We start from the raw sequence: 21,307 nt of genomic DNA, 5'->3' as shown, positions 1-21,307 counted from the left end.
TTGACGGAGATACTTTAACAATTACTTCTATCAACGGAACAACTTTAACAGGTTTGGCACAAACAATTACAGTACCAAACGGAACGGTAAATATCTCAGCAACGGGTGTAATTACTTTTACTCCTGATGCTAACTTTAACTCGGCTACAGCAATTAGTTTCCCTTATGTAATTAGTGATGGAAAAGGTGGAACTGCTACNACTAATACAAATATCATAACGGAACGGTAAATATCTCAGCAACGGGTGTAATTACTTTTACTCCTGATGCTAACTTTAACTCGGCTACAGCAATTAGTTTCCCTTATGTAATTAGTGATGGAAAAGGTGGAACTGCTACGGCAAACCAACTTATCACGGTAACTTCTGTAAACGATAATCCGGTTGCAGTTGATGATGTTTACACAGTTGCAGAAGACGGAAGTTTAACTCTAAATCCACTTGCTTTAGATTCAGATKTTGACGGAGATACTTTAACAATTACTTCTATCAACGGAACAACTTTAACAGGTTTGGCACAAACAATTACAGTACCAAACGGAACGGTAAATATCTCAGCAACGGGTGTAATTACTTTTACTCCTGATGCTAACTTTAACTCGGCTACAGCAATTAGTTTCCCTTATGTAATTAGTGATGGAAAAGGTGGAACTGCTACAGCAAACCAGCTTATCACGGTAACTTCGGTTAATGATAATCCGGTTGCAGTTGATGATGTTTACACAGTTGCAGAAGACGGAAGTTTAACTCTAAATCCACTTGCTTTAGATTCAGATNGTAACTTCGGTTAATGATAATCCGGTTGCAGTTGATGATGTTTACACAGTTGCAGAAGACGGAAGTTTAACTCTAAATCCACTTGCTTTAGATTCAGATGTTGACGGAGATACATTGACAATTACGTCAATCAACGGAACAACTTTAACAGGTTTAGCACAAACCATTACAGTACCAAACGGAACAGTAAATATCTCGGCAACGGGCGTAATTACTTTTACTCCTGATGCAAACTTTAACTCGGCTACGGCAATTAGTTTCCCATATGTAATTAGTGATGGAAACGGCGGAACTGCTACAGCAAACCAACTTATCACGGTAACTTCTGTAAATGATAATCCGGTTGCAGTTGATGATGTTTACACAGTTGCAGAAGATAACACAGTTACTTTAAATCCACTTGCTTTAGATTCATTCTGTAAATGATAATCCGGTTGCAGTTGATGATGTTTACACAGTTGCAGAAGATAACACAGTTACTTTAAATCCACTTGCTTTAGATTCAGATGTTGACGGAGATACATTGACAATAACTTCAATCAACGGAACAACTTTAACAGGTTCTGCACAAACAATTACAGTACCAAACGGAACAGTAAATATCTCGGCAACGGGTGTAATTACTTTTACTCCTGATGCGAACTTTAACTCGGCTACTGCAATTAGTTTCCCTTATGTAATTAGTGATGGAAAAGGTGGAACTGCTACAGCAAACCAACTTATCACGGTAACTTCGGTTAATGATAATCCTGTTGCAGTTGATGATATTTATACAGTTGCAGAAGATAACTCAGTAACTCTAAATCCATTTGCTTTAGACTCAGATGTTGACGGAGATACTTTAACAATAACTTCAATCAATGGAACAACTTTAACTGGTGGAGTTCAAATTATAACTGTACCAAACGGAACAGTAAATATATCTGCTGCTGGCGTGATTACTTTCACTCCTGATGCTAACTTTAATTCTACTACGGCAATTAGTTTCCCTTATGTAATTAGTGATGGAAAAGGTGGAACTGCTACAGCAAACCAACTTATCACGGTAACTTCTGTAAATGATAATCCGGTTGCAGTTGATGATACTTATACAGTTGCAGAAGATAACTCAGTAACTCTAAATCCACTTGCTTTAGATTCAGATGTTGACGGAGATACTTTAACAATTACTTCAATCAACGGAACAACTTTAACAGGTTTAGCACAAACTATTACAGTACCAAACGGAACAGTAACTATTTCTGCTACTGGCGTAATTACTTTTACTCCTGATGCGAATTTTAATTCTGCTACGGCAATTAGTTTCCCTTATGTAATTAGTGATGGAAAAGGTGGAACTGCTACGGCAAACCAACTTATTACGGTAACTTCTGTAAATGATAATCCGGTTGCAGTTGATGATGTTTACACAGTTGCAGAAGATAACACAGTTACTTTAAATCCACTTGCTTTAGATTCAGATGTTGACGGAGATACTTTGACAATTACTTCAATCAACGGAACAACTTTAACAGGTNACGGTAACTTCTGTAAATGATAATCCGGTTGCAGTTGATGATGTTTACACAGTTGCAGAAGATAACACAGTTACTTTAAATCCACTTGCTTTAGATTCAGATGTTGATGGAGATACATTGACAATAACTTCTATCAACGGAACGACTTTAACAGGTGGAGTTCAAACTATAACTGTACCAAACGGAACAGTAAATATCTCGGCAACAGGCGTGATTACTTTTACTCCTGATGCGAACTTTAACTCGGCGACAGCAATTAGTTTCCCTTATGTAATTAGTGATGGAAAAGGTGGAACTGCTTCAGCAAACCAGCTTATTACGGTAACTTCTGTAAATGATAATCCAGTTGCAGTTGATGATGTTTATACAGTTGCAGAAGACGGAAGTTTAACTTTAAATCCACTTGCTTTAGACTCAGATGTTGACGGAGATACTTTGACAATTACTTCAATCAACGGAACAACTTTAACAGGTTCTGCACAAACAATTACAGTACCAAACGGAACAGTGAATATCTCGGCAACGGGTGTTATTACTTTTACTCCGGATGCGAACTTCAATTCAGCTACGGCAATTAGTTTCCCTTATGTAATCAGCGATGGACATGGCGGAACTGCTACAGCAAACCAACTTATCACGGTAACTTCGGTTAACGATAATCCGGTTGCAGTTGATGATACTTATACAGTTGCAGAAGACGGAAGTTTAACATTAAATCCTTTAAATCTGGATTCAGATGTTGACGGAGATACATTGACAATTACTTCAATCAACGGAACCACTTTAACAGGTTCAGCTCAAAGTATAACTGTACCAAACGGAACAGTGAATATCTCGGCAACGGGCGTGATTACTTTTACTCCTGATGCGAACTTTAATTCAGCTACGGCAATTAGTTTCCCTTATGTAATCAGTGATGGAAAAGGCGGAACTGCTACAGCGAATCAGCTTATTACGGTAACTTCGGTTAATGATAATCCGGTTGCAGTTGATGATGTTTATACAGTTGCAGAAGACGGAAGTTTAACTCTAAATCCACTTGCTTTAGATTCAGATGTTGACGGAGATACATTGACAATTACTTCAATCAACGGAACAACTTTAACAGGTTCTGCACAAACAATTACAGTACCAAACGGAACAGTAAATATCTCAGCTACAGGTGTTATTACTTTCACTCCTGATGCGAACTTTAATTCGGCTACGGCAATTAGTTTCCCTTATGTAATTAGTGATGGAAAAGGTGGAACTGCTACAGCAAACCAAGTTATTACAGTAACTTCGGTTAATGATGCGCCAATTGCTAATAATGATACAAATCCTATCATTTCTTCAACAGCTGGTGCAACGACAATCAATGCTTTAACAGCAACAGATATTGATGGAACAATTGCTAGTTATACGGTTTTAAGTTTACCAACAAACGGAGTTTTAGCATTAGCTGGAGTTCCGGTAACCGTAAATCAGATTTTAACACCAGCCGAAGCTGCATCACTTACATATGCACCAAGCGGAACATTTACAGGTAATGATACTTTTACTTTTACAGCGACAGATGATCTTGGTGCTGTAGCTTTACCAAGTGCAACAATCACAATTCCGGTTGGGAACAATGCACCAGTTGCTCAGGATGATACTAATGCAAGTATTCCTTCAAGAGCAGGAGCAACGCCTATCAATGCTTTAATAGCTACAGATACTGACGGAACTGTTGTAAGTTATACTGTTTTAAGCTTACCAGCTCATGGAGTTTTAGCTTTATCAGGAACAGCGGTATTGGTAAATCAAGTATTAACGCCACTAGAAGTAAGTATGCTTACTTATGATCCAAGTGGAGCGTTTTCAGGTAATGATACTTTTACTTTTACAGCGACTGACAATGACGGAGCAATCGATGCGAGTCCTGCAGTAATTACTATTGTAGTTGATAAAACGGTTCTGGTTGCAGTTTCTGATCCTATAAACTCAGTTGTGGGAATCAATAAAACGGTAACGGTTACAAATATTTTCAATAATGATACTTTAAATAATAGTCCTTTAAATCCTTTAGATGTTGATTTACATATTCCATCTCCGGATCCAACAGGAATTTTAACTTTAAAACCTGACGGTACAGTGGAGTTAGCTCCAAATGCACCAGCTGGAAATTATACATTGACATACGAAATTTGCGAAAAAGCGAATCCTTCTAATTGTAGTCCTGCTACAGTTACGGTTAAGGTTGTTTCGCCAACTATGACGGTAACAGCAAATAGTTATTGTTCTAATAATACGCCATATGTGTCTTACACTGTAACAGCAGATAATTTTACGCCAACAGATTTATTAACAATCAATTGGTTGGATAGTGCTAACAACATTGTAGCAACACAAAGTAATATGGCATTAAGCGGTAGCGTATTATGGCCGGGAGCAACTGTTGATGCTAATAATAACCCAACAGACTGGCCAGGATGGGTATTAGTAAACGGACAATGGACGCAAGGAAATGATGGTTTTGAATTAACAAGACCTGCCGTTACAATGCAGTTTACATTAAACCCTACACAATCAGTTGTGGTTAATTATCCATCAGCAATAACGGGTTGTAATGCAATGCCAACTTTTGGTATTCAGGCTGGTAATGACGATGATGTAACTCTTGCTGACGGACTTAACGGTTCATTAGAAGTAATCAATGTTCTTGCTAATGATAAATTAAACAGTGTTCCTGTTAAACCTTCAGATGTTATTTTAAAAGGTCTGAATTTACCAACAGGTATTACTATCAATGCAGATGGTACGCTTGATGTAGCTCCGGGTACAAAAGGTGGAAATTATACACTGACATATCAAATATGCGAAGTAGCAAATTCATCTAATTGCAGTACGGCAACAGTTAAGATTTTTGTTGAAGTTCCGGCAATTGCAATTGTAAAAACTGTTGTATTAAATGATACTAACAGTAACGGATATGCTGAAGCAGGAGAGACCTTAACTTATAATTTCACGATTACAAACACAGGAAATACAGATCTTGAAAACATATTGGTTTCTGATCCTTTACCTGGAATAGTAATGAGCGGAGGTCCAATTAATTTAGGAGTTGGTCAAAGTGATAATTCTTCAATAACAGGAACTTATACTTTAACGCAGGCAGATGTAAATTCTAGCAGCATAAGCAATCAGGCAACTGCATCAGGAATTACGAAAAGCGGAATTATTGTTATGGACAAATCAGATTCTAGTGATATCGACGGAGAAAAACCAACTGTTATAACATTAAGTGGTTGTGTGATCAAAATCTTTAATGCTGTTTCTTCAAATGGAGATGACAAAAACGAAAGATTCTATGTTCAAGGTTTAGAATGCTACCCGGATAATACCGTACAGATCTACAACCGTTGGGGAGTTTTAGTGTTCGAAAGAGATCATTATAATAATAATGACATTGCTTTTAGAGGTATATCAGAAGGTCGTGTTACTATCAAAGACTCAGACGGATTACCTGAAGGAACTTACTACTATATCATTAAGTATAAAGATATGCAGTCTAATCCGCACCAGGAAGCGGGGTATTTATACCTTACTAAGTAACACTATACAAATTAAAATGGCTTAGTTACGGCTAAGCCATTATTTAAAAATAAAAGAAATGAGAAAATTAGTTTTAGTTTTATTGTTTTGTTCCGTTGCAGGTTTTGCCCAGCAAGATGCGCAGTTTACACAATACATGTATAATACCATAAATATAAATCCTGCTTATGCCGGTTCAAGAGGCGTTATGAGTGTTTTTGGATTGTATCGTACACAATGGGTTGGGTTAGACGGAGCACCGGAAACAAGTAGTTTTTCTGTAAATACACCAGTTGGTAATAATGTAGGACTTGGGGTTTCGTTAGTAAATGATAAAATTGGTCCCACGAACGAGAACAATTTATCAGCTGATTTTTCGTATTCGATTCCAACATCGGCAACAGCCAAACTTTCCTTTGGTATAAAAGGATCAGCTAATATATTTAAACTTGATCCAACTAAATTAAGACCGGAGAATCAGGGAGATCCCCAGTTTCAGGATTTCGAAAATAAATTTACACCCAATGTTGGAGCCGGAGTTTACTGGCATACTGATAAGGCTTATGTAGGTTTATCTGTTCCAAATTTTATTCAGACCAATCGTTACGACGACAATGATATTGCCATATACAAAGACCGTATTAACTATTATTTTATAGCAGGTTATGTGTTTGATCTGGATCGTTATGAAACCATAAAATTCAAACCGGCTTTGTTAACAAAAATGGTCGAAGGTTCGCCATTACAAGTAGATGCATCTGCGAATTTTATGTTCAACGACAAATTCGTAATTGGTGTTGCTTATAGATGGAGCGCTTCTGTGAGTGCATTAGCAGGGTTTCAGATAACAGATAGTTTATATATAGGGTATGCTTATGATCGCGAAACAACCAAACTGGTAAATTATAATTCAGGATCGCACGAGATATTTTTGCGTTTTGAATTCTTAAATAAATATGGCCGAATAACTTCACCAAGATTTTTCTAATTATGAAAGTTAAAAATTTAATTTATACCGCTTTTTTGTCTTCTGTTTTTTTTAACGGAATGGCGCAGAAAACAGTATTAAATAAAGCAGAGAAAGAGTACAATCAATATGCTTATGTAGACGCTATTTCTATTTATGAAAAAGTAGCCGAAAGCGGGTATAAAGACGAGAAAATGTTTCAGAGATTAGGAAACGCTTATTATTTTAATGCCGAGTTAACAAAAGCTGTAAAGTGGTATGATGCTTTATTTGCGTTCAACGATCAGCAGGAACCGGAGTATTATTACAGATATTCACAAGCGCTTAAATCTGTTGGGGATTATGCCAAATCTGATAAGATGCTTGAGATTTTTAATTCGAAAGTTAAAACAGATGCAAGGGGAGTTTTATTTGAAAATAATAAAAACTACCTGGAGCAGATTAAATCAAATTCTGGCAGATTCGAAATAACAGATGCAGGAATTAATTCGAAACAATCTGATTACGGAAGTACGGTTTTTAATAATAAACTTGTTTTTGCTTCTGCAAGAGATACCGGAATTGTTGTCAAAAAAACATTCAAATGGACAAACAAATCTTTTACGAATTTGTTTGCTGCAGAATTAAAAGCTGACGGAAGTTTAGAAAATCCAATTCGATTTGAGAAAAAGATAAATTCTAAATTCAATGAATCTACTCCAGTTTTTACCAAAGACGGAAAGACAATGTACTTTACAAGAAACAATTTTCTTCGTGGAAAAAAAGGAAAAGACAACAAGAGAATTACGTTATTAAAGTTGTACAAAGCAGATCTTGTAAACGATAAATGGACAAATGTTACTGCCTTACCTTTTAACAGTGATGAATACAGTATAGCGCATCCCGCTTTAAGCACAGATGAAAAGAAGTTGTATTTTGCCTCTGACATGCCGGGAAGTTTAGGACAATCTGATTTGTTTAGTGTTACTATAAATGCAGACGGAACCTTTGGCAAACCTGAAAATCTTGGTGCAGGAATTAATACCGAAGGAAGAGAAACTTTTCCTTTTATAGCAGCAGATAATGAACTTTACTTCGCCAGTGACGGTCGTCCGGGATTAGGAGGTTTGGATGTATTTGTGGCAAAAATCAAAGAAGATGCTACTTTTGATCAAGTTCAGAATATTGGAGAACCGGTAAATAGTAAGTTTGATGATTTTGCTTTTATAATTGACAGTAATACACGAAAAGGTTTCTTTTCATCGAATAAAGAAGGAGGAATAGGGAATGATGATATTTATAAATTCACAGAAACAAGAAGACTGGATTGTGAAAAAAAATTATCAGGAACCGTATTAGATTCTAAAACAAACGAACCTTTAAGCGATGCAAAAGTTATTTTGTTTGACGATAAATTTCAGCAAATTTCAGAAACAGTTTCAGCTACTGACGGAACTTATAATTTTGATGTTAAATGCAACAAAACATATTCAGTAAGAGCTGCAAAGAAAGATTATGAAACCAATGAAAATACAATTACAATTCAGCCATCAAATGATAAAGCAGAATTAAATGTAAAACTGGATAAGCAAATCGAACAAATTGGTGTTGGAACTGATTTAGCTAAAACTTTAAATATTCCGATTATTTATTTTGATTTAGACAAGTCGTTTATTACAGAAAAAGCAGCTTTTGAATTAGAAAAAGTGTTAGCCGTAATGAATCAAAATCCGGATATAAAAATAGATGTTCGTTCGCATACCGACAGTAGACAGACTGAAAAATACAATATGGTTCTTTCTAACAAAAGAGCAAAAGCAACAATTGACTGGTTGGTAAAAAAAGGAATTTCGGCTAATAGAATATCCGGAAAAGGATATGGCGAAAGCCAATTGAAAAATAATTGTTCTGATAATGTAACTTGTACAGAAGAAGAACATCAATTAAACAGAAGAAGTGAATTTATCATTGTTTCAATGAAATAAATAGTATTCTGTTGTTATTAATTTTTTTAAAAATTGTTAATTTGAAAAGCTGCAAGAAAACCTTGCAGCTTTTTTTTATGGCTATTTGTAAAGATGTCGCTCCGCTGGAGCTTTGATAACGCACGTATTTCATTTGCTATAAATATTTGCTATAGATATTTCGCTCCGCTGGAGCTTTGATTAACACACGTATTTCATTGGCTATAAATATTTGCTATTGATATTTGCTATAGATATTGCGCTCCGCTGGAGCTTTGATAACGCACGTATTTAATTGGCTGTAAATATTTGCTATAGATATTACGCTCCGCTGGAGCTTTGATTAACGCACGTATTTCATTGGCTATAAATATTATGCTCCGCTGGAGCTTTGATAATATGACTTCCAGAGAATTTTAAATCCCAGCGGGATGTCATATTTATAGAAGAATGACATAGAATTTAGACGTATAATAAATCCATTAAAAAATTAGCATTTTTATACAAATAAAAAAGCCGATTTCCCCCAAGAAATCGGCTTAGTTAATTCATCCTTACGGAATAAAATTATTCTAATTTAACGTAAAGCGAATCTTAATTTAAGTCCGTAAGACACCAATCTGATATCATTTGCGAACGGAGAGTCAAGTACGCTATTATTTTTTAGCACAACAGGTAATTCCGGAGTATATTCAACCAGAGGTTTGTTATTGCTTTTGTCATAGATATTATTTAAACCATAATCTAAATAAACTCCAATATAAATAGCACTTCTGTCTCCAATCTTTTGTTTTAAACCAGTTTCAAAAGTTGCTGAATAAGATACATCTGTATCAATATCCTGTTTGCTTGTCTTTACATTATTAGTGCTTGCAAAACCGGCAAATGCAGGAGAAAATAACTCTACATTATATTGCGGATAATAACCGCTTGTAGTCAGATTGTCCATTTTTGATTCGTAACTTCCGCTTGTGGCAAATCCTATTTTAGCTCCGGCAGCAAGATATAATTGTGATGTTCCCGGAGTTTCAAACTGAATACCAATAGGGATATTTACGTATCCTAATTTTTGCTCTTCTCTTAAATTTGTTCCTCTGTATCTAAATTGAAAAGCTTCATCCTCGGCATCAACAGTATTATATTGTCCGCTAAGAGATCCAAATTTTACATCAGAATTATAGGTTTGATATTCTACACCAATCCCAATACTTAATCCTTCATTTAAATAATATGAATAACGAATTCCTGCACTTATCCCGTTTCCCGGTAAAATATTTCCAGGCGTATTATAGTTAAGAAATGAAGAAGGTCCGGCAACAGAAATTGAGATTTCCTGCTTTTTATCCTGAGCGTAACTATTTAGGCAAAATCCTAAAAGTAGAGTAAGCATTGATAGTGATGCTATATAGTTTCGTATATATTTTTTCATCTTGATTTTTTTTTAAGTCAGTGCTGTCCGAAAACAGCACTGACAGATTTTATTTATTTACTATTACTTTTAGAGTTTTCTTGATATTTGCAGTTTCCAGAACTACAATATACATATTGCTCTCAGCATCAGGTAACTGAATTTCAGTTTTTACCGTAGAAGATTTCAATGTTTTTACCAATTGACCAGAAACAGAATATAAGCTAATTTGCATATTTTCTAATTCTTCTTCAGGGAAGTCAGCTTCAACAGTAATCACTTTTCCTGTTTGAATAGGATTAGGATATAACTTAGCAGATACTGGTTTTTGAATCGAAATTTTAGTACTGCAAGTGCTTAAAACTTTTCCATCTTTAGTAGTCATTTTAACACTAAAGTCTGCAGAAGTATCTAAGGTGTTAGCCATATCTTCTCCCGCTGAATAATATTGTCCTGTTCCTACCAATACACCATTTTTAAACCATTGGTATGCTACAAATTCGTAACCGCCATTTGTTTGAGGATTGTTATTTACAAGCAATACATTGTTGAATTTTTGAACTACAATATCATAGAATCCAAAAGGCTTTTCTACAATTATAGCATAATTTGCCGTTGTGCTTCCGTCCTGAGAAGTAACACCTACATTTTGTGTATAAATTCCAGGTTTAGGAGGAGTAATCGTAAAATTAGCCGATGGAGTAATAATAGCATTCGTTTGATTTGTGATCGCAATATTTACATTGTTCTCACCACATTGCATTACATATCTAATTTCCTTGGCTGGATTTGGATACGATTTATTTCCAATTTTAATCTCAGTTACACTAACATCATTGTTTTTGATTACAAGAAGTTGCGAAACATCTGCTGCTGGTAAATAGTTATTATTACCATCCTGATGCGCTACAATTAGCAATTCTCCTGATCTTAACAAACTAACTAAACCAGCTGCTGTAACATTAGCAGGAGGAAGGGCAGAAGTGTAAGTAAAAGAATAACGAATCGCTAATCCTGAATTTGCAACAGCTTCTAAACTGAAGTTGTTAAGTAAACCAAGAGTTTTTGGAGCAATTGCTGCAAAAGTGATCAATTGTGGCGCTTTTTTAATAGTAAGTTGCGCAGTTAACGTAATTGGTGAACAATTAGGTGAACTTACTGCCGGAGATACTATTGCTGTAACTGTATAAACTCCTGCATTGATTGCACCATTTGGAGTGCTTCCCGCTGGTGTAATAGAATAAGCTACAGTAGCTCCTGCAGGAAGATTAGCAACTTGTGCTGCATGAACACTTCCATTATAAGTAAATTCAGCATTGCTAAAAGTTACCAGGTTTAAAGGAGACGCATTTACATTAACCGTTTGGTTTTGATTTGAAATATTACCATGTCCGTCATCATAAGTCCAGGTAATTACATAACTACCTACAGCTGTATAATTTAAAGGATTAGATGTTGTAGCATTTATAATTCCAGCACAGTTGTCTGTCGCTGTAGGCACAGGAATCTGAGAAGATGAAATAGAACAGTCACTATTAATAACCGGTAAATTCAAGACATCAGGAACTGGTGCTGTTACATCAGGAATTGTTAATATACTTACTGATTTTATAACGCTACATCCGTTAGCATCTGTAATGGTTACGGTATAATTTCCTTCAATCAATCCTGTTGCTGTTGCATCAGTACCACCAGATGGAAGCCATTGATATGTATATCCGGCAGTTCCGCCAGTTGCGTTTACAGTTGCAGATCCGTCAGCAGATCCAATACAAGTTACATCAGTTTGTGTCACTATTGCATCAAGAATTGTTGGCTCAGTGATAGTAACAGTTTCAGTTATTGAACAACTGTTATCATCTGTAATAGTTACCGTATAAGTTCCGGCAGCTAATCCGGTTGCAGTTGCTGCATTGCCGCCTGTAGGTGACCATGAATAGGTGTAAACACCAGTTCCGCCTGTTACGTTTACAGAAGCACTTCCATTACTTCCTCCATTACAAGAAACACTTGTAACAATAGTAGTAGCGGTAAGAGCATCAGGTTCTGTTAAGGTAAAACTTTGTGCTGTCTGACATGAATTAGCGTCAGTAATTGTTACGGTATAAGTTCCTGCAGTTAATCCAGTTGCAGTTGCAGCTGTACCACCAGAAGGAGACCATGAATAGGTATATGCTCCGGTTCCGCCTGTTACGTTTACAGAAGCAGTTCCGTTTGTTCCGCCATTACAAGCTAAATTAGTTTGAGACGGAGTAACCGCTAAAGCAGCTGGTTCTGTGATAGTAAAGGTCTTAACTATTGAACAACCATTGCCAGCTGTTATAGTTACTGAATAGTTACCTGCAGTAAGATTACTTGCTGTATCTGCAGTACCACCAACAGGTGCCCATAGATAAGTAAAAGGTCCTGCTGCTCCTGAAGGAACTACTGTAGCAGATCCTGTATTAGAACCATTACATAAAACATTAACCTGAGATGTAGTAGCCACTAAAGTATTCGTTGTGGTTACTGTGAAGTTTTTTGTAACCGTACAACCATTATTATCTGTAATGGTAACACTAATGTTTCCGGCAGATAATCCCGTTACGGTTTGTGTTGTCTCACCATTAGACCATAAATAAGTATATGGTGAAGTTCCTCCAACCGGACCTACAGATGCCTGTCCTGTTGTTGAGCATGTTGCGTTTATTAAAGTAGTAGTCGCATTTAAGGCTGCAGGGTGAACAATAGTAAAGTTCTGCATATAAGTACAGCCGTTGTTATCTGTAACTATACAAGTATAACTTCCTGCTGTTAACCCAGTTGCTGTTGCAGCTGTACCTCCGGCAGGTGACCAAACATAGGTATATCCCGGTGTTCCTCCTGTAGCAACTACAGAAGCTGTTCCTGTCGCTCCACCATTACAAAGAACATTGGTTTGAGAAGATGTTACTGATAAGGCAGCAGGCTGATTTATAGTAACATTTACTGTATAGGTACAAGTATTTGCATCTTGAACAGTAACCGTATAATTTCCGGCTGCTAATCCTGAAGCCGTAGCTCCTGTACCTCCTGATGGAGACCATGAATAAGTGTAAGGAAATGTTGCTCCCGTTGCTGTTACTGTTGCTACACCATTCGTACCTCCATTACAGGAAACATCTGTTTTTGAAACTGTTGCAGAGAATTGAATAGGTGTGCTAATCGTGATATTTTTTACTAATGTACATCCATTAGCATCTGTAATCGTACACGTATAGTTTCCTGCAGGTCTGCCTGTAACTGTTGATGTTGTACCTCCTAAAGGTGCCCATGCATACGTATATCCGGGTGTTCCTCCTGATACAGTAACGCTTGCAGAACCATTTGATCCTCCAAAACAACTAACTCCCGTTGAGGCTGTAGTTGCAGAAAGAATTGCTGCTGGCTGTGTAATAGTAAATGATTGAGATGCCTGACATAAGTTAGAATCTGTAACAGTTACCGTATAAGTTCCGGCAGCAAGTCCTGAAGCCGTAGCTGCAGTTCCTCCAGATGGAGCCCATGAGTATGTGTAGGTACCAGTTCCGCCAGTTGCATTAACTGTAGCAGATCCCGTTGCTTCTCCACGGCATCCTATATTCGTCAGTGATACCGGTGATGCAACTAATGCTGATGCAGGTTGTGTAATAGTAACAGTTGCTGTTGTCTGGCATGTGTTAGCATCTGTAATAGTTACCGTATAAGTTCCTGCTGTTAATCCTGTAGCCGTAGCTGCAGTTCCTCCTGATGGAGACCATGAATACGTATAGGTACCAGTTCCTCCTGTTGCTGCAACAGTTGCAGATCCTGTTGCAGCTCCATTACATAATATATTGTTTTGAGTAGTTGTTGCGGCCAATAGAGTTGGCTGTGTAATAGTAAATGCCTGTGATGTCTGACATGAATTAACATCTGTAACAGTTACGGTATAAGTACCTGCTGTTAGTCCGGTAGCCGTAGCTGCAGTTCCGCCAGAAGGTGACCAGGAATAGGTATATCCGCCGGCTCCTCCGGTAGTGACAACAGTTGCCGTACCATTAGCTCCTCCGTTACAACTAACATTATTAATTGTTCCTTGAGATGCAATTAAAACTGGTGGCTGTGTTATAGTGAAATTTTGTGTGATTGAACACGTATTAGCATCTGTAATAGTTACGCTATAGTTTCCTGCTGAAAGACCAGATATTGATGCAGTTGTTGCTCCGTTTATCCAAAGATACGTATAAGATCCTGCACCTCCGGTTGGCGCAACACTTGCAGATGCGTTAGAACCTCCGTTACAACTTACATTAACTTGAGTTGCATTAGCAATAATAGCTGTTGGCGTTCCTACAACAATGTTGCTTATCAATCTCGTACAAGCGTTAGCATCTGTAATAGTTACACTGTAAGTACCTGCAACTAATCCTGTTGCTGATGCTGTAGTCGCCCCGTTAGACCATAAATAAGTATATCCCGGAGTACCTCCAGTAGGTGCAATTGTTGCTGTACCATTAGCTCCTGCAAAACAAGAAACTGCCGTTGTAGATGGAGTTCCGTTAAGAGGAGTAGCTGGTTGTCCAACAATAATGTTATTTATTATTCTTGTACAAGAATTGGCATCTGTGATAGTTACGCTATAAGTACCAGCTGTAAGTCCTGTTGCTGTTGCTGCAGTACCACCTGATGGAGCCCATGAATATGTATATCCTGGTGTTCCTCCAGTAGGTGCAATAGTTGCTGTACCATTAGATCCTCCAAAACAAGAAACTGCTGTTGTAGATGCAGTTCCGTTAAGACTTGAAGCAGGTTGTCCTACAATAATATTGTTTATAGTTCTAGGACAAGAATTAGCATCAGTTATAGTCACGCTATAAGTTCCTGCAATTAATCCTGTTGTAGTAGCCGTTGTAGCTCCGTTAGACCATAAATAAGTATATCCTGGTGTTCCTCCGGCAGGTACAATAGTTGCTGTACCATTAGCTCCTCCAAAACAAGAAACATTTGTTACGCTTGGAGTTCCGTTAACAGTGGCCGCAGGTTGTCCTACAATAATATTGTTTATAGTTCTTGGACAAGAGTTAGCATCAGTTATAGTTACGCTATAAGTTCCTGCACTTAGTCCGCTTGCTGTTCCGGTAGTTGCTCCGTTAGACCATAAATAAGTATATCCGGGAGTACCTCCTGCTGGAGTAATTGTTGCTGTACCATTAGATCCTCCAAAACAAGAAACTGCCGTTGTAGATGCAGTTCCGTTAAGCCCTGAAGGCTGTACTATTGTATAGTTTCTGGTAATTTGTGTTAATTCATTATCAGTAATAGTTACTGATATTGGCCCAACACCAAGTCCGGTTACAGTAGCTGTTGTAGCGCCATTAGACCATAAATAAGTATATGGAGTTGTACCACCAGTTGCATTAACAGTTGCTGTACCGTTAGATCCTCCATTACAGCTCACATTGGTTTGTGGTGTAGACGAAGTGCTCAAAGCTGCTCCTGTAGTAAGTGTTAATTCACTACCGTAAGAAGTACCTGCGCTATTTGTAGCATAAGCTCTGTAATAAATAAGTGATCCGGGAGTAAGTCCAGTTACAGTATTTGTAAATGATCCCGTCCCGGTGCCAATTTGAAATTTATTGCTTAAAATAGTTGGGTTAGGTGTTGTTGCCCAAACGATACCTCTTTGTATTGTGGCATCACCGCCATCTGCAGTTACATTTCCGCCAATTACAGCAGAAACAGATTTAACAGTTGTAGCTGCTGTTGTAACAACAGTTGGCGCTACAGCTCCGTTTGCAAATGTAAAATTATCAATAGCAAAATAATCGTAGTTCGCACTTAATTGAACTTCAAGCTGATCAATAATAACATTGGTATAATCGGATGCACCATCCGTAGCAAAATTAGTAGAGATAAAACCATTACCTGGTAGAGCGTAACCAATATTAGCACCAGTAGTATTTTTTATAACAGTAAATTGTGTAACACCACCCAGTTTACCTCTAAAAGTAATAGATCCTGCGGCTGAGTTACTGGTAACTCCCGCATTTTGATTAGCATCTCCTGAAACATAAATCCAAAGGCTATTTACCTTAAAACTTCCTGCTGCTGCAGTAAAAGTACCAAATTGCCCTAAAGCTTCTGGCCCGGCAGAATCGGAAACCTGAATAAATCGGTTTGAAGTTGCATAACCAAGACCAGGACCATTATATACAGTAAATGTACCATAACTGCTGGTCAGATTAAATGTTTTGGGTCCGCTTGTAAAAGTTGCTGCAGAAACGGGAGCACTTTCAAATGTTTCCAGTGTTGTTTGCGCAGTTATATGCTGCGTTGCAAAAAACAGAAAAATTAATAATAAGTAAAGTTTTTTCATAATGTTTTGATATTAGATTTATCATTTTGTATTCTTGTTATTTATTTTAGTTTATATCTCTAACTCCAATCTATAATTAAAGTTGATATCATGTATAAACAAGAACTTTTGGTTATTGTGCAATCTATCATTGCGTCAAATACGGTTGATGAACATGTAAAACGCGCGAAGGAACTTTCAGATTTCTACAGTAAAATTTCTACAGTACAACATTCTAAAACCAACGAAACTTTAGTTAAAGGCGGTATCGCATTATCAAGTTCAGGAGCGGCAGATTGTGTTGATGATTACCTGCGTACTGTTTTTTTTATTAAAGGCATATATAAGGCTTTAACCAAACTGAGCGATGATTTTCCTGAAAGAAGCATTAATATCCTATATGCAGGCTGTGGGCCTTATGCAACATTAATTCTGCCTTTACTTCCTTTATTTGATGAAGATAGAATTAACGCTATTTTATTAGATATCAATGCAAAATCAATAGAATCTGTGCAGCATCTTTTGTCAGTTACAGGTCTTGATAAATACCAATTACAAATAATAGAAACCGACGCAACCACGTATATAAAACCTGAAAATTTCACCATAGATCTTGCCATTTCAGAGACCATGCATTATGCACTTACCAGTGAACCACAAGTAGCCATTACACGAAATATTGTTTCTCAATTACCGGCTCATGGAATTTTGATTCCGCAGGAAATAAGAATCGATCTCGCTTATACTTTCTTTGATCACGAGCCATCGCTTAAAAACGCCAAACAAGAGGTAAAGGGCCACAAACAAATGCAGCCCTATCCTCACAATGTATTTGTTGATAGATTATTTACAATAAACAAAGAACTTTTTGGCAGTGTAATTCCCAATTCGAAAATTGAAAGTAACTTTTATGACCTGCCGGCAAACTTTGACAACAATCCTGATATTTGCATTTTTACCGAGCTTAAGATATTTGACAACATCGAGTTAAAAACCGCAGAGTCTTATATTACAAACCCGTATTGTCTGGTATCCCGTTACAGTATTAATGATTATTCAGGCATTCAGTTAGTGTACGATTTTAGCGAAATGCCAAAATGGTCTTACTTCCTAAAAGATTAATTGTAAATAATCCCTATTAATTTCTTGACGGAAAAATACCTTCCAGACAAATAATGTAACTTAATGCTACATAAGGCTGCATTACAGAAATAGGAATATTCGAACCCGTTGCACCAGTTGTAACATTAGTGGTTAAATCAACACTTGGAGTTGCCGTTGCATATCCTAATGTTGGAGTAAAAACTCTTGAAACAACAGATCCCGGTATAGCTATCGACGCACCAGCTACAGGTGTTGAATCTGTTGCATTTGATGCACTTACAGATATTTTACCAGGTCCTGCGTGAACGTGTGCTGGTAAATTGCTTGTTAAAATAGAAACATTTGGTGCACCGGCAACTTGTCCAAGAACGTAGTTTGATCCACCACCATTTCCCCATCCAATGGCTGTAGAACCCTGAAGATTAGGCAGTGCAAAAGTCGTTTGCCCGTTACCACCATAAGTAGTACCTAAAATGGCAAATAAGGCACTGTTTTGTGCGATAGACAATATTTGACCGTTACAAAAAGCCCAGCCTCTTGGGGCAAAATTTCCAGCAAATAGCTTTACGATTCCAATGAATTCTTCCATAGTTTAATAATATTAGGTTAATGATTATAGTTAATTGTTTTATCTGCGTATATGTTGTAAGAAAACCTCATGAAAGAATTTTTCTACAATGCTAAAGTAGTTTATATAAGTGGCTCAGAAGCAGGTGTTTTTACGTGTTTTTAGAATCACTTTATATTTTTTTTAACTTTATTTTTTGTTTTAATTAGGTTAAAATTATGGATGGATTGGTTGATGAAACAGAAATATGTTACAGGACGGATATTTTATGTCATGAAATCTGTTTTAGATGTCATGTAAAATAATGAGGACAATCTTAAAAGAATTCAATTTTTTGTAAATCGTGTTATTTAAACAGGAAGTAGGGAGGAAGTAAGGAAAATTCAAAACAGGAATAACCTTTAAAGTATACCTATAATAGTGATGTAGAAGAAATGCATTTTTTACTGCATTCTTTCTCCAATTAAAATTAAGGTTTATAGGTTTAAAAAATTATGCTGAGAGCATAGGGGTTTTTATGATTTAATCTTGAAATAATTAAATCTCATTAATGATCACCACTTTTTCAAAACGACCGTGATGACTTATAGAAACATCTTTTGTTGTATGTAAGGAAGAATCAGACAGGTACGGAATCCCATTTTTGTCTTTGATAATATCTTTTTTTTCAATTTCAATAACGTTATGTAGATTGCCTAAAGTGGCAACTGCTATTGTATGCAAACTATCAGGAGTAATAGTTGTTTTTGTATGGTAAATATTTTCACCGCAGATAACCTGACCTGTACTATAAATATCGGTTTTTGATAGTATAGTACAAATCAGTTTTTGAGGAATAAATTCCCTTATTTTAGTTTGTCGGTTATAAATTTTATAAGCCGCTTCTTTCATGCTCCAGAGCAGCCAGATTATAATTTCCGGCTCAGGGTTTTGAGCAATAATCAATTGTTCAGCAGGAGTAAAGAGTTTTTCAATAAACCCTTTACGCTGCCAGTTGCTTTCCTGACGTGATTGTATAATATCGATCACATCATTGCCTATCATTTTGCTGCAAGTTTAGTAGCTATAATTTCTACCGAAGTTTTTACATCAAGCATTCGTTCCATATCCGTATTATCAATAACAACATCAAATGCTTCCTCGATATCCAGAATAATATCAACCAGATTTGCAGAGTTGATGCTTAAGTCGTTTATGAAATCTGTATCTTCTGTAAGATTATCATATGCTTCAGTATTTGTAGTATAAGGCTTTATGATCACTTTTAGTTGGGCAATAAGTTCTTCTTTAGTCATATTAGTTTTCAAATTTTTTAAATATTATACACGCATTTACATCACCAAAGCCAAAGCTTGCCTTCGCAATTATATTCAGCTTGGTTTCTATAGTTTTCAAAGGAATTTTTGAGGAATCTATAAGTTCTGTTATTTCCGGATGAATATCCTCGCAATTGATGTTACCAAATACAAAACCTTCCTGCAATTGCAAAACAGTTGCTACACTTTCGATACTTCCGGCTGCACTAAGGCAATGTCCGGTCATACTTTTTAAGGAATTTATATAAGGAAAATCAGTTCCGCTTCGGTCTAATGCTTTCGTCCAGTTTTCGATTTCCAGACTGTCTTTTGTAGTTGCCGTGAGATGTCCGTTTATGGCATCGATATCCTTTGCCGAAATCCCTGAATTAGCGATAGCATTTTTAATACATTGCTGAACCGCTATACTGTTTGGAGCCGTCATGCTTCCGTTACCGCGTTGTCCGCCTGAGTTTACATTTCCGCCTAATATTTCGGCATAAATTGTTGCACCACGATCCAGGGCACTTTCTAATTCTTCTATAACTAATGCTCCGGCGCCGCTGCCCGGCACAAAACCTGCTGCAGTTGCACTCATTGGTCTTGAGCCATTTTCGGGAGCTTCATTATATTTAGAACTGCAAACCCGTAAAGCATCAAAACCAGCCCAGATATAAGGACCGCTGTCACTGGTACTTCCTGCCAATATTCTTTTTGCCTGTCCGGATTGTATGCGGTCATAAGCCATCATAATAGCTTCTGTTCCTGTTGCACAAGCAGATGAATTTGTAGTAACCTGATTACCAAGTCCTAATTTTCCTCCCAGATAAGCACTTACGCCGCTATTCATGGTTTGTGCCACAACAGTACTGCCTAACCTGCGGGTTTGTAATTCGTCGATTTTATAAATGCTTTCGCGAAATTTATCAATTCCTGATGTTCCGGATCCAAAGATAGTTCCGCTGTCCCAATCCGGATCCTGATTATTTTCTATAGACAGTCCCGCATTTTTCCAGGCTTCTATTCCTGCAATAACACCGTACAGAATTCCTGTACTATTAAAACCACGCAATTCAAGTTCTGTAAAATATCGGGATTTAAGTTCCTCTGTAATTTCTGGTTGCCCGGCGATCTGGCAGGAAAACTGTAATTCCTGTAATTGGGCATCATGCCTGATTCCTGATAATCCGTTTTTTATGGCATCAGTAAACGAAGGAATTCCAACCCCGTTAGGAGCCGCTACACCCAAACCTGTTATGACAACTCTCTTACTCATAATTTATTAGTAATCATACCGGCAAGAATACCTTTGCAGACTTCTTGTCCCGCTTCATTTTTCATAATCACATCACACTTCAGTTTTCCAAACCTGAAAAATGATTTCTGAGAAGTTACCGTTACTTTTTCATTAGGATAAACAGGTTTTAAAAACTGCATATCTGCTGATGTAAAAGCAATAACTGTATCTTTATTAAAAGCGTCACCCAATAAATAAATACCCAGACAAACCATACCAATTTGCGCCATTGTTTCGGTTAAAATTACACCCGGAGTTACCGGATTATCTTTAAAATGACCTTTGTAAAAATCAAGATCTTCGGTATAAGTAAAAGTTCCCGTAACACTGTTTTCATCAACTTGCAACAATTCATCTACAAACAAAAAAGGCTTGCTGTACGGTAATTTTGCTAAAATATTTTTTAAAATCATAATTTGTTTTGTTTAATGAGTTGGTGTCTGATTGCACGCGGATAAAACGGATTTACTTCGTAAAGTCGCGGATAAAAACGGATTTTTTTCTTGATTTAAAGTAAACAAAATTTCAATATTTTAAATGAAT

At 36.9% G+C, this 21,307-nt stretch carries 12 protein-coding genes and 3 pseudogenes; 8 read left to right on the top strand and 7 right to left on the bottom strand.

Annotated elements, in window-relative coordinates:
• The 7 genes and pseudogenes from ASF10_RS24690 to ASF10_RS07825 form a co-directional block, all read left to right on the top strand.
• Nucleotides 1–199, top strand: a pseudogene (locus tag ASF10_RS24690) (Ig-like domain-containing protein); the annotation flags it as partial.
• Between the two features lie 27 nt (nucleotides 200–226).
• Nucleotides 227–775: pseudogene (locus ASF10_RS24685) on the top strand (Ig-like domain-containing protein); the annotation flags it as partial.
• A gap of 1 nt (nucleotide 776) precedes the next feature.
• The coding region (locus ASF10_RS07845) for an Ig-like domain-containing protein (RefSeq protein ID WP_206743357.1) at nucleotides 777–1,202 on the top strand (426 nt) is incomplete at its 5' end.
• Nucleotides 1,186–2,292 (top strand): annotated as a pseudogene (locus tag ASF10_RS24680) (Ig-like domain-containing protein); the annotation flags it as partial. The gene ASF10_RS07845 and the pseudogene ASF10_RS24680, both read left to right, overlap by 17 nt.
• Before the next feature lies 1 nt (nucleotide 2,293).
• Nucleotides 2,294–5,869, top strand: a 3,576-nt coding sequence (locus ASF10_RS07835; protein ID WP_206743356.1) for a gliding motility-associated C-terminal domain-containing protein, incomplete at its 5' end; no start/stop codon positions are given.
• Between the two features lie 58 nt (nucleotides 5,870–5,927).
• Nucleotides 5,928–6,836, top strand: coding sequence for a type IX secretion system membrane protein PorP/SprF (locus tag ASF10_RS07830; protein ID WP_056247406.1), 909 nt, complete (start codon nucleotides 5,928–5,930; stop codon nucleotides 6,834–6,836).
• A 2-nt stretch (nucleotides 6,837–6,838) separates the two neighbouring features.
• Nucleotides 6,839–8,779 (top strand): OmpA family protein, encoded by a 1,941-nt coding sequence (locus ASF10_RS07825; protein ID WP_056247404.1) that lies wholly within the window; start codon nucleotides 6,839–6,841, stop codon nucleotides 8,777–8,779.
• A 556-nt stretch (nucleotides 8,780–9,335) separates the two neighbouring features.
• Here ASF10_RS07825 and ASF10_RS07820 read toward each other — a convergent pair.
• Both ASF10_RS07820 and ASF10_RS07815 read right to left on the bottom strand, forming a co-directional pair.
• Nucleotides 9,336–10,187: an outer membrane beta-barrel protein gene (locus ASF10_RS07820; protein WP_056247402.1), complete on the bottom strand. Its 852-nt coding sequence runs from the start codon at nucleotides 10,185–10,187 to the stop codon at nucleotides 9,336–9,338.
• Nucleotides 10,188–10,236: 49 nt separating this feature from the next.
• Complete coding sequence (locus ASF10_RS07815; protein ID WP_056247400.1) at nucleotides 10,237–16,521, bottom strand: T9SS type A sorting domain-containing protein; 6,285 nt, start codon at nucleotides 16,519–16,521, stop codon at nucleotides 10,237–10,239.
• Nucleotides 16,522–16,611: 90 nt separating this feature from the next.
• Between ASF10_RS07815 and ASF10_RS07810 the strand changes: the two genes are divergently transcribed.
• On the top strand, nucleotides 16,612–17,622 hold the full coding sequence (locus tag ASF10_RS07810; protein WP_056247399.1) for a hypothetical protein: 1,011 nt from the start codon (nucleotides 16,612–16,614) through the stop codon (nucleotides 17,620–17,622).
• A gap of 16 nt (nucleotides 17,623–17,638) precedes the next feature.
• Here the strand turns inward: ASF10_RS07810 and ASF10_RS07805 are convergent, their stop codons facing one another.
• The 5 genes from ASF10_RS07805 to ASF10_RS07785 all read right to left on the bottom strand — a co-directional run bounded on the left by ASF10_RS07805 (nucleotide 17,639) and on the right by ASF10_RS07785 (nucleotide 21,177).
• Nucleotides 17,639–18,193 (bottom strand): phage tail protein, encoded by a 555-nt coding sequence (locus ASF10_RS07805; RefSeq protein ID WP_056247397.1) that lies wholly within the window; start codon nucleotides 18,191–18,193, stop codon nucleotides 17,639–17,641.
• Between the two features lie 516 nt (nucleotides 18,194–18,709).
• On the bottom strand, nucleotides 18,710–19,216 hold the full coding sequence (locus ASF10_RS07800) for a 4'-phosphopantetheinyl transferase superfamily protein (protein ID WP_056247395.1): 507 nt from the start codon (nucleotides 19,214–19,216) through the stop codon (nucleotides 18,710–18,712).
• The gene (locus ASF10_RS07795) at nucleotides 19,213–19,467 is read right to left on the bottom strand and encodes an acyl carrier protein (RefSeq protein WP_056247393.1); all 255 of its coding nucleotides are present in this window, start codon (nucleotides 19,465–19,467) and stop codon (nucleotides 19,213–19,215) included. Before ASF10_RS07795 ends, ASF10_RS07800 begins: the two co-directional genes overlap by 4 nt.
• A gap of 1 nt (nucleotide 19,468) precedes the next feature.
• A complete protein-coding gene (locus ASF10_RS07790; RefSeq protein WP_056247389.1) occupies nucleotides 19,469–20,743 on the bottom strand; it encodes a beta-ketoacyl-[acyl-carrier-protein] synthase family protein in 1,275 nt (424 codons plus the stop codon).
• Nucleotides 20,740–21,177: a 3-hydroxyacyl-ACP dehydratase FabZ family protein gene (locus tag ASF10_RS07785; protein WP_056247387.1), complete on the bottom strand. Its 438-nt coding sequence runs from the start codon at nucleotides 21,175–21,177 to the stop codon at nucleotides 20,740–20,742. The genes ASF10_RS07790 and ASF10_RS07785 overlap by 4 nt, the downstream gene beginning before the upstream one ends.
• Nucleotides 21,178–21,307 lie beyond the last annotated feature (130 nt).

The organism is Flavobacterium sp. Leaf82 (assembly GCF_001422725.1).
Taxonomy (GTDB): domain Bacteria; phylum Bacteroidota; class Bacteroidia; order Flavobacteriales; family Flavobacteriaceae; genus Flavobacterium.
The sequence above is the reverse complement of the archived record's forward strand: the minus strand, read 5'-3'. Positions and strand labels throughout refer to the sequence as shown.